Source organism: Cohnella sp. GCM10020058 (assembly GCF_042683485.1).
In the GTDB taxonomy this organism is placed as follows: Bacteria; Bacillota; Bacilli; order Paenibacillales; family Paenibacillaceae; genus Cohnella.
The window spans coordinates 1-12,532 of the sequence record NZ_JBHUJV010000016.1 but is presented as its reverse complement, the minus strand read 5'-3'; the positions used below and the strand labels follow the sequence as shown (position 1 = coordinate 12,532).

Genomic DNA, 12,532 nt, shown 5'->3' with positions numbered 1-12,532 from the left:
ATGTAGAAAGGGGATTCGAACAATCGGAACGGGGGGCGGCCATGCACGGGAACAACAAGCTGGGCAAATACAGGCTGCTGCTCAAGGACCGGACGGCCGCTGCACATTTGCCGCCGACGGCAGTCGCCGACTTGAAGTCGATCCGAGCGATGCTTGGGCGATATTCGGCCGTATACCTGAAACCGAGTCACGGCACCGGCGGCTTCGGCATCTTCAAGTTATCGAGGTTCAAAGGCGGATACCGGCTAAGGCACGGCACGCACAGCCGCGCGTACGCGAAGCTCGAACACGCCTATGCCGCTTTTTCCAAGGCGAAGGCGAACAAAACGTATTTGGTGCAAATGGGAATTCCATTGCTCAGCTACAAGCGACGGCCGTTCGACCTGCGCGTCATGGTCCAACGCAATCCGAAAGGGGCGTGGGAGGCGACCGGCATCGTCGGACGTCTTGCCAGGCCCAATAAAATCGTGACCAATTATCATAACGGGGGCAAGCCGATGCCTGCCGACGTGCTGCTCTCCTCTTCCATTCCCTCGGCCGGACGCGCCCGCTACAAGAAGCGGCTACTGGGACTCGGACTTCGGGTCAGCCGCCATTTGAACCGCCGGTTCCCTCAATTCCGTGCATACGGAATCGACATCGGCATCGACCGGTCGCTGAAGCCCTGGATTATCGAGGTCAACTCGCGTCCCGACAAATCCATTTTTAACGCGTTGTCCGACAAGCGGATGTATCGAAAAATAATGTCGTACGGCCGGTTGTCAAAAGCCGGCGCGGCGCGGGCGAACAAAGCGCGTCGCGTTTCGTCCAAGCGAGCTTAGCTTAAGCGGATGAATCCAGTTGCAAGCGGATGTCATCAATAAAGACGCAGGTCGCGGTTCATCCTCGCCGGCGTCTTTTTCGCATTCTAATCAGGCTGAGCGGTTGCCGCGCAATCGTGTTATGTTTAATGATGAAAGCGCAGCGCTTCTTGATGAGAGGATGGATGGCACGAATGACGGAAAATTCGCAAAACGACACTAATTGGGCTGGCAACTATCGTTTTCAAGCCGCCGAGATCGCCGCTCCGGCGAGCGTCGAAGAAATCCAGGAGCGGGTGGCGCGCAGCCAGCGCGTGAAGGCGCTCGGGTCGCGTCATTCGTTTAACGGAATCGCCGATACGGACGGTGCGCTTCTCTCGATGGAAAAGCTGAACCGGGTCATCGAACTGGACAAAACGAAGGGCAGAGTCAAAGTCGAGGGCGGCATCCGGTACGGAGAGCTTTGCGCTTACTTGGACGAACACGGGTATGCGCTGCCCAATTTGGCTTCGCTGCCGCATATTACGGTTGCCGGCGCCTGCGCGACCGCGACGCATGGCTCTGGCGTTCGCAACGGCAATTTATCGACGTCGGTCCACGCGCTGGATATGGTGACGGCGAACGGGGAGGAGGTCGCGATCTCCCGCGACGACGGGGACGGGACGCTGCAAGGCGCGGTTGTCGGTCTCGGGCGTCTGGGTATCGTTACGGCGATTACGCTTGACTTGATTCCGGCGTTTCATATGAGTCAGACGGTCTATGAAGGATTGTCGCTCGAGGCGCTTGCGGGGCATCTCGAAGAGATTCTATCCGCCGCATACAGTGTTAGCCTATTCACGAATTGGCGGCAGGCCGGGTTTAATCAGGTGTGGTTAAAAAGAAAGGAGCCGGATGAAGGGGGCGGACAGCCGCAAGAGCTGCCTTCATTCTACGGCGCCACGCGCGCGACCGAGCGCAAGCATCCTGTGCCCGGACTGTCGGCGGACCCTTGCAGCGAACAGCTCGGCATCGTCGGAAAGTGGTACGAGCGTCTGCCGCACTTCCGCCTGAACTTCACGCCGAGCGCGGGCGAAGAGCTGCAAAGCGAATACTTCGTTCCGCGCGCTGCGGCGTACGAGGCGCTCTGCGCGATCGAACGGCTGCGCACGCAAATCGCGCCGCTGCTGTACGTATCCGAGATCCGCACGGTCGCCGCGGACGAGCTGTGGATGAGTCCCAGCTATGGGCAGGACGCGGTGGGCATTCACTTTACGTGGAAGCCCGAGCAGTCGGCCGTCTCCCGACTGCTCCCGCTGATCGAGGAGGCGCTCGCGCCTTATCGGGCCCGTCCGCACTGGGCCAAGCTGTATGTCACGCCCTCGGCTCGTCTGCGTTCGCTTTACGCCAGACTGCCCGACTTCGAAAGGCTCGTCGCGCGGTTCGATCCGGACGGCAAGTTCCGCAATGCCTATACAGAACGACTGTTACTAGGCGCACATCGCGCCGATGCAGGAGACTAACGCCCTTTATCTTTTCGGTAATGCCCCGGCGAAATGCCGTAAGCCTGCTTAAACGAGCGGATAAAATAATTGGGATCCATGCCGATTCGGCCGGCGGTCTCCGAGACGGAGGCGTGGGGATCCTCCTCCAGCCATACCGCGGCCTGATGAAGCCGGATGCGGCGAAGGTACGCGAGCGGCGGCTCGCCGTACGCTTCGCGGAACAGCCGCTGGAAATGCTGCACCGAGTACCCGACCGCGCTGGCGACGTTCGACATGACCAGCGGTTCGGCGAAGTGTTCGTGCAGGAAGTGAACGGCGCGCTCGAGTGCGGCGTCGGATTGGCGCGTGCGCAGCGGCGCAGCCGGCGAAGCCGGCCCGGCTGCGAGCGACCCGAGCAGCAGCAAAAAATCGTAAAGACGCGCAGATAACAGACGCGCGGCGTCCGGATCTGCCCGGTCCGCGAGCTGCCAGAGTCCCCGGATGCCAGCAGCGGGCGCGTCGGAATCTTTTAGCGTGAACGCCTTACGCGAAGGCAAGCCGCAAGCTTCCGCGATATCCGGTGCGCAAGGACCTTCGAAGCCGACGTAGCCGAGCAGCCATGGCTGCCCCGGAAACGACGCGTAGCGATGAGCGTTGTCGGCGGGAAGCAGCAGCGCCTGACCGGCATCGACCGACAGGCTGTTCCCTTCGGGAAATTCAAAGCGACCGCGTCCTCCGAGCGCGACAAAGCACTGCATCACGGGAAAACCGGACGGACGATCCACCGGATGCTGGGCGTGCGCGCCGACGCAGTAGAGGCTGACTGGGAGCCGGCCGGAATGTACGGATGGGGACAGACGGAACGGGAGCTGCATGACTTAGCCTCCATATTCATTTTGTGCTTATTTTGACGTTCATTGTGCTAACGATTATGGCTGTTGTAAGGCTACAATCAGACTATAGTTTAGTTTTTATTCGTTAGCAATGAAACGATAAGCACAGAGCGAAGGGGAGAGTTGCGATGGCGAAGCGCTATCCGCCGGTCAGCGGCAAGATCAAGGGGTTCATGCATGGTGCGGACTACAATCCGGACCAATGGCAGCACGATCCGCAGGTGCTCGAGGAGGATATCCGGCTCATGAAGCTGGCCGGCTGCAACGTGATGGCGGTCGGCATCTTCGCATGGTCGGCGATCGAGCCCGAGGAAGGCAGATTCGAATTCGCGTGGCTGGACCGCGTGCTGGAGCGCTTCGAAGCGAACGGCATCTACGCCTGGCTCGCGACGCCGAGCGGCGCCCGTCCCGCATGGATGTCCGAACGCTATCCCGAAGTGCTGCGGGTGAACGCCCAACGCGTGCGCAACCTGCACGGCGTCCGCCACAATCACTGCTACAGCTCGCCGGTGTACCGGGAAAAAACGGCGATCATGAACGGCAAGCTGGCGGAGCGGTACGCCCGGCACCCCGCCGTCCTCGGCTGGCATATTTCCAACGAATACGGCGGCGATTGCCACTGCGATTACTGTCAGGAAGCGTTTCGCGAGTGGCTGCAAGCCGAATATGGCTCGCTGGATGCGCTGAATGCGTCCTGGTGGACCTCCTTCTGGGCGCATACGTATACGAGCTGGTCGCAGGTGGAAGCGCCTTCGCCGCGCGGCGAGAACATGGTCCATGGACAAAATCTCGATTGGCGGCGCTTCGTGACCGCGCGGACCGTCGACTTCTGCGCCCATGAGATTGCGGCGGTGCGTCCCTACAACCCGGATCTGCCCGTCACCACGAATCTGATGGAAGGCTACGAAGGGCTCGATTACCGCAAGTTCGCCGACATCCTGGACGTCGTCTCCTGGGACGCCTATCCGAAGTGGCATGGCGCGCGGGACGACATCGAAGTGGCCGCCTGGTTCGCTTACAATCACGATCTGTTCCGCTCGCTCAAGGACAAGCCGTTCCTGCTCATGGAGAGCACGCCGAGCATGACCAACTGGCAGCCGATCAGCAAGCTGAAAAAGCCGGGCATGCACAAGCTCGCTTCCCTGCAGGCCGTTGCGCACGGCTCCGATTCGGTCCAGTACTTCCAATGGCGAAAAAGCCGCGGCTCGAGCGAAAAGCTGCACGGCGCGGTCGTCGACCATGTCGGGCACGAGAACACGCGCGTATTCGCCGACGTGGCGGAGCTGGGCGAGACGCTGAAGCGAATCGCGGACGTCGCGGGGACCGGCGTGAATGCTCGCGCCGCGCTTCTGACCGACTGGGACAATCGCTGGGCAGTGAACGATTCGCAAGGGCCGCGCAATGCAGGCGTTCATTACGAGGACACGCTGATGGAACACTATCGCGCGCTGTGGTCGCTCGGCATTCAGGTGGATATTATCGGCTCCGAGGACGACCGGGACCTCTCCCGCTACGACTTGATTGCGGCGCCGATGATGTACCTGTGCCGAGCGTCAATCGGCGAACGACTGGAGCGCTTCGTCGAAGCGGGCGGCACGCTCGTCGCCACCTATTGGAGCGGCGTCGTCGACGAGCATGATCTCTGCCACCTCGGCGGGTTTCCCGGACCGCTGCGCAAGACGCTCGGCATCTGGGCGGAGGAGATCGACTCGCTGTACGACGACGAACGCAACGCGCTTGTGCCGGTCCCCGGCAACGAGCTGGGTCTCGCAAAGACGTACGAATCGCGCGAGCTGTGCGAGCTCGTGCACCTCGAAGGCGCGACCGCGCTGGCGACGTACCGCGACGACTTCTACGCCGGCCGCCCGGCGCTTACGGTGAACGCGCTGGGCAACGGTCGCGCCTATTACCTGGCGACCCGGGCCGACGCCGCGTTTCTCGATACGCTTTACGCCAAGCTCGCCGTGACGCTGGCGCTGCCGAGGGCCATCGCGTCGGAGCTCCCGCGCGGCGTGACGGCGCATGTACGCTCCGACGGCGTGTCGGAATACGTGTTCGTCGAAAATTACAGCGGCGCCGGTCAGATCGTCAAGCTGGACGGCCGGTCCTACCGGGATGCCGAGACCGGCGAGCCGCTGGCGGACAATGCGCTGAACCTGGTACAGAACGGCGTGCGCGTGCTCATTCGAACCGCCGATTAAATTCACAAATCGCTGCCGCTTCCCTTTTCAAGGGGAGGCGGTTTTTAATTGGAAGAAGAAAGCGCTATGATTATAGACGGCAATTAAACGGATGGAGGGCGACGTTATGACGGCTGAACGCGGTTTGCCGGACGTTCTGAAGGGATTAACCGGAGAACGGATCGAGTCGGTTAACGAGTGGCGGAGCAAACGGAGACCTGAAATTTTGGAGCTTTTTCGCACGAACGTTTACGGAAGAGCGCCGATCGAAAGGCCGACGTCCCTTTCCTTCGAGACGGTCGTCACGCCAGGCATGATGGATGGCGCGGCGGTCCGCAAACAGGTCGATATCCGATTCGAGGGCCCAGGCGGGAAAGGGACGATCTGCTTGCTGCTTTTCGTTCCGGTCGAAGGACAAGGACCCTATCCGGCTTTCTTGCTCCTCAACAATCGGGGCGCAGCAACGATGGATCCGGAACGGCGAACCGTCTCCCCGTTTTGGCCTGCGGAGCGCATCGTCGCCCGCGGATACGCGGCGGCGGTGCTCGACGTCGAGGACGCGGATCCGGACGTCGACGACGGCTATCGCGACGGGGTACACGGCATTTTCGACCGCTTTGACGGAGAACGGCCGCCGGACGCTTGGGCGACGATCGCGGCATGGTCGTGGGCGGCGCGCCGCGCGATGGATTACCTCGAGACGGACCCCGATATCGATGCCGGACGGGTTGCCGTTGCCGGACATTCCCGGGGCGGCAAAGCTTCGCTGTGGGCCGGTGCCATCGACGAGCGCTTTGCGCTAGTCGTCAGCAACGAGTCCGGCAGCACGGGCGCGGCGCTGTCGCGAGGCAAGCGGGGGGAGACGATCCAGGCGATCAACGACCGTTTTCCACATTGGTTCAACCGCAATTATAAGTCGTTCAACGGTCGCGAGGAAGCGCTGCCCGTCGACCAGCATATGCTGCTCGCAGCCGTGGCGCCCCGCGCCATATACGTAGCGAGCGCCGTGCAGGACGAATGGGCGGATCCGGCTTCGGAGTTCGCGGCTCTTCTCGAAGCCGCTCCCGTTTATCGGCTGCACGGCTTCGCTGGCGTGGCGCAAACGTCGTTCCCGGCACCGGAGTCACCGCTGATGGGGGAGCGAATGGGCTATCATCTGCGCAGCGGCGTTCACGACCTTACCGCATACGATTGGGAGCGGTTTTTGGATTTTGCGGACGCAGGCGCGTTGAAATGAAGCGGAAACGGCCGGCTGCGGCAACGAATAAACGAACTAAAATCTAACGAACGAACTTATAACAGAACGGCACTTTTGCACGGGTAAAACCGGGTTTTAGGTGTCGTTTTTTGCGTCTTAATTGCGTTTTTCCGTTTTTATACTTTTTTTAGAATTGCTTTGAGGATGGTTTAGACTTGCCCGCTAAGATGAATTACAGGAAGCCGCAGCGCTTCAAAAAAACAGTTTAGCGGAGGGAACGGACATGAACAAGAAATGGTGGATGGCAGGCGGCGCGTTCGGCGTCGGAGCGGCGATGCTGCTGGCAAGCGGAATTAGCGCGATGGCGAGCACGTCGGGATATGAGGCCTACGAAGCGGCAGTGACGAAAACGTCGCAGGTGTCCAGCCTGACGGCGCGCGTGAATCTGACGGTGTCCGACAACGGCAAGTCGCTGTTCGCAGGATCGTCGGACATTCGCTTGGACAAGGCGCGGCGCGCGATCAGCTTGAATGCCAAGGCGGAAGGGGACGGGAAGGCGCATGCGGCCGACGTATTCGTTCAGGACGGTCAATTGATCGTCAAGACTGCGGATAGCGAGGCGTACAAGGTCAAAGCGCTGGACGAGGAAAAGGAAAGCGCCGCAGATGAAAAGCCGCATGGTCCGCCTCAAGCCGCGCTCCAGCTGTTCGACGCTCTGACGGGCAACGTGAAGGAGCTGGCCACGGTCGAGACGGATGCGGATGGCAGCAAGCGAGCTTCGCTTCATCTGTCGGGGAGCCAAATTCCGGCGGTTGTGAACGCGCTCGGCGCGCTGGCTGCCTCCGGGCTGGCCGAGCATGGCGATGCGGCCGCACAGGCGCCGACGCTGACGGATGGCGTGAAGGTCGAGCGTATCGAGCTCGACGCGGACATCGGTCCGGACGGACTGCTCGAGGATCAGACGGCAAGTCTTGTATTGACCGGCAAGGACGGTACCGGCCTCAAGCACGAGCTTCATCTCGCGTTCCGTGTCGATATTTCGGATTTGGACGGCACGACGCCGGACCGGATCGACCTGACAGGCAAGAAAGTTGAACCGCTGGACGACGGAAAAGAGGGGCGCGGCTGGCACCGCTAATCGAATACGCGTCGTGAAAGGCGGTACGATCGGGCTACATGTGACAAAAGCGGTACGATCGGGCGGCGGCGCCGCCCGGTTTTTGCCGAATAGAAAGGAGCGGAGACGAATGGAGACCGTGTTAAAGGTATCGAACGTCGGCAAGCGATACAAAAACGGCCGCGGCGTGCAGGACGTCAGCTTCGAGATCGGATCTGGAGAGGTGTTCGGCCTGATCGGTCCGAACGGCGCCGGCAAGACGACGCTGCTCAAGCTGATCGCCGGTCTGGCGCGACCGGACCAAGGTCGTATCGAGCTGTTCGGCTTGGATGCGTCCGCGCAGTTCGAGCAAGCGATGGCGGGCGTCGGCTGCATCATCGAGACGGTGCACGTATTTGAAAAGTTGACGGCGTACGGCCAGCTTCGGCAGGCCGCGCGGTTTTACCCAAGCCTGCCCGCCTCGCGGATCGATCAGGCGCTCGAGCAAGTGGGTCTCGCCGCTTATCGCCATGAGAAGGCCGGAAGCTTTTCGCTCGGTATGAAGCAGCGGCTGGCGCTGGCGGCTGCGCTGCTGTCCGGGCCGAAGCTGGTCGTACTCGACGAGGCGACCAACGGACTGGATGTCCAGGGCATGGCGGAGCTAAGGACGACGATTCGCCGCTTGTCGTCCGAGACCGGCGTCGCTTTTCTCGTGTCCAGTCATTTGGTGCACGATCTGGGCCTGATCGCGGGACGCGTGGGCATCATGAGCGAGGGGCGCCTGATTCGGACCGAGGCCGTGGATGAGGGGCTGTGGGGCGAATCGAGCCTGGAGCAGTTCGCGACGATGCAAATTCAAAGCGACAGGGGGGCGAGGCTCGGATGAACAGTCTGTATGCCAATGCGCGCAATGAGACGGAACGGCTGTGGCGGCGGAGGAAGACGAAGGGGTTCGCGCTTGTCGCCGCGCTGCTTCCGCTGCTGTTCGCCTGGGTGCTGAGCGCGCTGCCGCAAGGCGCCTTGCAGAGCGCGCTCGGCGGCGATCTCGCACTGCTGATGCTGCGCTTTTTAACATTGATTCTGATTCCCTTGTTCCTTATGATGACGGCGGCCGATCTGTTCGCTGGCGAAGCGGCGGACGGAACGCTGAAGCTGACGCTGCTGCGCCCGGTCACGAGAGCGAAGGTGTACGCCTCGAAAATATTCGCGCTCTCCCTGTACGCGGCAGCGCTGCTCGCGATCGGGTGGGTCGTCTCGACGTCCGCAGGCGTATTCGTCGCTGGCGCCGATGTTGCGGACGGCATAGCCGAGAGTCTGAAAGCCTATGCGGTTTCTTGGCTGCCGATGATCGCAATCGGGATGCTGGCCAGCGTCGTCGGACTCCTCTTGCGCAGCGTCGCCGGCGGGATGGCGATGATGCTGCTCGTCTATTTGGGTGCGGGGCTGCTGCCGTTTTTGTTCCCCCAAGCGTCCATTTGGTCCGTCGTCGCCTATGCCGAGTGGCATGTGCGTTGGTCGGGCGCCGGCGCGCCTGTCGGCAGCCTGGTTCGCGCGGCAGGCGTCTTGCTTGCCTATTGTATAATGGCTTATACGGCAGGCGTCGTTCTGCTGGAACGCAAGCAGCTGTAATTCAAGACGCCCTGCGTCCGAATAAAGGAGCTTTGCCATGTCCATCAAGCTGAGGCTCGTGCTGTCCTACGTCGCGATGACGGTCATCCCCATTATTTTGTTCGCGCTGATCGCGATGGGGGTCGCCTCGTTGCTGTTCAAGACGCCGGAGGGAGGTGGCGAAACGAAAATACCGGCTGCGTGGGCCGCGTCCAACGCGCTCGACGAATTGACTGCAGGCCTCAAATTCATGGCGGATAACGATCCGGACCGGTTAGGCGACACAAACTTTCTGACCAAGACCAGCGGGCGGCTGCAGGCGCTCAAAGCAGCGCTCGTCGTCGCGAAAAGCGGCGCGATTGCCTATGCATCGCCCGGAACCGGCGACGCTTCCGGCTTGTATGAACGATTGCAGGAAGCCCGTCCGAGCGACGAGCGGCCCACATGGGGCAAGAAAAAATTCGACGGCAAATACAGCGTCGTCAAGTATAGCTTCGAGTTTGACGACGGGAGCCATGGCGAGGTTTTTGTCCTATACGACTTGAATGGCTTTTTTGGAAGCATGCGTTCGCTGTTCTTGCTTGCGCTGGCGGGTTTGCTCGCAGCCGTCGCGCTGACCAACGGCCTTTTGACGATCCTCGTTTCCCGCAGCATGATCAAGCCGCTTCATGCGCTGCAGCACGCGGCCGAGCGAATCAAGGACGGGCAGCTCGACCGGCACGTGAACCTGAAGCGCAAGGACGAGATCGGCAAGCTGGGCGATGCGTTCGAGGCGATGCGCGTCCGGCTGAACGATTCGATCCGCCTGCAGCTCCAGTACGAAGACAACCGCAAGGAGCTGATCGCGAGCATCTCCCACGACCTCAAGACGCCGATCGCGGGCATCAAGGCCTGCGTCGAGGGGATCCAGGACGGCATCGCGGACACGGCGCCCAAGCGGGACAAATATATCGGCATGATCGCCAAAAAAGCGAGCGACATGGACCGGCTCATCGACGAGCTGTTTTTATTTTCCAAGCTGGATTTGAACCGGCTGCCGTTCCAGCTCGAACCGACGGAGCTCGGGTCGTACCTCACGGATTGCACGGAGGAGCTGCGGACCGATCCGCGCTTCAGCGGCATCGATATCGTCGGTCCTGTCGGCGGAGCGGGCAAGGTACGCGTGCTGGCCGATCGGGAAAAGCTGCGGCGGGTCTTCATGAACATCGTGGAAAACAGCCTGAGGCACATGACCAAGCCGCGCCGCGAGCTTGTCGTCGCATGGACGGAAGAAGCTGCCGAAGTTGCGGTGCGGATTACGGACAACGGCTCGGGCATCGCGCCCGATGCGCTTCCGCATGTGTTCGACCGCTTCTATCGCGCGGAGCGCTCCCGCAATACGGATACGGGAGGCAGTGGACTCGGTCTTGCCATCGTCAGGCAGATCGTGGAGGGACAAGGCGGGCGCGTATGGGCCGAGAGCCGGGTAGGTGATGGCACGAGCATTTATTTTACGCTGAAAAAGACGGAAATGGACGGTGTGCGGCCATGAAGCGGATATTGATCGTCGAGGACGAGCAGGTCATCGGGGAAGTGCAAAAGGATTACCTGGAGGCGGCCGGCTGCGCGGTCGACATCGCGACCAGCGGAGACGCGGGACTGAAGCTGGCGCTTGAGGGGGAGTACGATCTGATCGTCCTCGACCTCATGCTGCCCAAGGTGGACGGATTCGAGATTTGCAGACAGGTTCGCGAGACCAAAAACATCCCGATCCTGATGGTGTCCGCGCGCAAGGAGGACATCGACAAGATCAGAGGCCTTGGGCTGGGCGCCGACGATTACATGACCAAGCCGTTCAGCGTCGGCGAGCTGGTCGCCCGCGTGAAGGCGCATCTGACGCGGTACGATCGGCTGACGTCGTCCGGGCCGAACAAGCGATCGGAAGAGATTCGCTTGCGCGGCATCCGGATCGACAAGCCTTCGCGCAAGGCGTACGTCAACGAGCGCGAGGTCGCGCTGACCTCCAAAGAATACGACCTGCTCCTGTTTTTGGTCTTGCATCCGAACCGCGTCTTCGGCAAAGACGAGCTGTTCGAGAAAATCTGGGGCCTGGACGCGGTCGGAGACACCGCTACAGTTACCGTCTTCATCAGCAAGCTCCGCGAAAAAATCGAGGCCGATCCGTCCAAACCGCAATATATCGAGACCATCTGGGGCGTCGGCTACCGTTTTAACGTTTAACGGTGCCGAACCGGAGCGAGTTCGACGCACCGGAGGAAGGGATTTGAACCGCCATGAAAAACGGAAAAGCCTGGTGGATCGTTTTATTCATTTCACTTGCCGTCATTTTGCCGTTCGCGGCACCTTATTTTACATTTGACCCGGCCGCCGGACGCGTGACGTTGACCTCTTCGTCGCTGCAGTTCCCGATCCTGCTCGCGCACATCCTGACAGCGCTGATCGCCTTGTTGACCGGCTTCGTCCAATTCAGGGAGCCGATTCGCCGCAGGCGGCCGCTGCTTCACCGCTATGCGGGCCGTCTGTACGTCGTTAGCATCGGAATTAGCGGCAGTCTCGCGATCGCGCTCGTGTTCTTCATGGAATCGTTCACGAAGGCGGTCGGATTTTTAGCGCTATCGGTCCTATGGCTGTATTCGACCTGGCGCGGTTATCGCTCGGCACGTTCTGGATCGTTCGAGGCGCATCGCACCTGGATGATCCGAAGCTTTGGAATTACGCTTGTGGCCGTAAGCGGACGGATCGCGGTACCGTTTCTGCTGCTGCTTTATGCGGTCATGCACGGTTTTTCGCTTCCGGATGGCCGGGAAGGGATGGTCGAGGAAGCGCTGAACGTCAACATTTGGGCCGGACTCGTGCTTAACCTGATCGCGGTCGAATGGATCGTATTGAAGCGCACATCTGCCAGCTCCAAAGCAAACTAACAGACATCGCTTAACCGCACCTGCCTCGCTTGCACCGCCCTCCTTGGTCTTACGTCGCGTCGCCCCAGCTTCGCTATTCTCGCCTACAAATATCGGGCACTTCCTGCAACCTCGCAACTTTGCACTTGAAGCATCATATTCCGCCCGCCGCGCCGCTCGATCCTGCTAACCGCGTGTTCGGCGGCTGGAGAGCGGAAGTTACACGGAAAAAAAGTCCAACTGGCGCAGAATCGGCTCTTGAGTCGGAAGTTGCACGGAAAAACCCACTAGCCTTGCATAAACATTGACCTAATCGAGATAGATGGATGCACGTGGGTATTTAATCAGGTTTTTACAGTTTCATTTTTGTGGTACAAGCCAAAAAGTCGAACTGGTA

General features: G+C 60.7%; 11 protein-coding genes. 10 read left to right on the top strand and 1 reads right to left on the bottom strand.

Going from position 1 to position 12,532, the window contains the following annotated elements:
• Positions 1-41: 41 nt before the first annotated feature.
• Together ACFSR7_RS26595 and ACFSR7_RS26590 are read left to right on the top strand one after the other, a co-directional pair.
• On the top strand, positions 42-821 hold the full coding sequence (locus ACFSR7_RS26595; RefSeq protein ID WP_378166875.1) for a YheC/YheD family protein: 780 nt from the start codon (positions 42-44) through the stop codon (positions 819-821).
• A 173-nt stretch (positions 822-994) separates the two neighbouring features.
• Positions 995-2,299: an FAD-binding protein gene (locus tag ACFSR7_RS26590; protein ID WP_378166874.1), complete on the top strand. Its 1,305-nt coding sequence runs from the start codon at positions 995-997 to the stop codon at positions 2,297-2,299.
• On the opposite strand, the gene ACFSR7_RS26585 is transcribed toward ACFSR7_RS26590, so the two are convergent.
• Positions 2,296-3,135 (bottom strand): AraC family transcriptional regulator, encoded by an 840-nt coding sequence (locus ACFSR7_RS26585; protein ID WP_378166872.1) that lies wholly within the window; start codon positions 3,133-3,135, stop codon positions 2,296-2,298. The genes ACFSR7_RS26590 and ACFSR7_RS26585 overlap by 4 nt on opposite strands.
• A gap of 146 nt (positions 3,136-3,281) precedes the next feature.
• Here ACFSR7_RS26585 and ACFSR7_RS26580 point away from each other — a divergent pair, with 146 nt between their 5' ends.
• From ACFSR7_RS26580 to ACFSR7_RS26545, 8 genes are all read left to right on the top strand, one after another.
• On the top strand, positions 3,282-5,354 hold the full coding sequence (locus tag ACFSR7_RS26580) for a beta-galactosidase (protein WP_378166871.1): 2,073 nt from the start codon (positions 3,282-3,284) through the stop codon (positions 5,352-5,354).
• A gap of 106 nt (positions 5,355-5,460) precedes the next feature.
• Entirely contained in the window at positions 5,461-6,570 is a 1,110-nt protein-coding gene (locus ACFSR7_RS26575) for a dienelactone hydrolase family protein (protein ID WP_378166869.1), read from the top strand.
• Positions 6,571-6,814: 244 nt separating this feature from the next.
• Entirely contained in the window at positions 6,815-7,669 is an 855-nt protein-coding gene (locus ACFSR7_RS26570; RefSeq protein WP_378166867.1) for a hypothetical protein, read from the top strand.
• Positions 7,670-7,778: 109 nt separating this feature from the next.
• A complete protein-coding gene (locus ACFSR7_RS26565) occupies positions 7,779-8,513 on the top strand; it encodes an ABC transporter ATP-binding protein (RefSeq protein WP_378166865.1) in 735 nt (244 codons plus the stop codon).
• A complete protein-coding gene (locus ACFSR7_RS26560; protein WP_378166863.1) occupies positions 8,510-9,256 on the top strand; it encodes an ABC transporter permease in 747 nt (248 codons plus the stop codon). The genes ACFSR7_RS26565 and ACFSR7_RS26560 overlap by 4 nt, the downstream gene beginning before the upstream one ends.
• Positions 9,257-9,293: 37 nt before the next feature.
• Positions 9,294-10,766 carry a sensor histidine kinase gene (locus tag ACFSR7_RS26555; protein WP_378166861.1) on the top strand — a complete coding sequence of 491 codons (1,473 nt, stop codon included), beginning with the start codon at positions 9,294-9,296 and terminating at the stop codon, positions 10,764-10,766.
• Positions 10,763-11,455, top strand: coding sequence for a response regulator transcription factor (locus ACFSR7_RS26550; RefSeq protein WP_378166859.1), 693 nt, complete (start codon positions 10,763-10,765; stop codon positions 11,453-11,455). Before ACFSR7_RS26555 ends, ACFSR7_RS26550 begins: the two co-directional genes overlap by 4 nt.
• 53 nt (positions 11,456-11,508) lie before the next feature.
• A complete protein-coding gene (locus ACFSR7_RS26545; protein ID WP_378166857.1) occupies positions 11,509-12,156 on the top strand; it encodes a DUF2306 domain-containing protein in 648 nt (215 codons plus the stop codon).
• Positions 12,157-12,532: the final 376 nt, after the last annotated feature.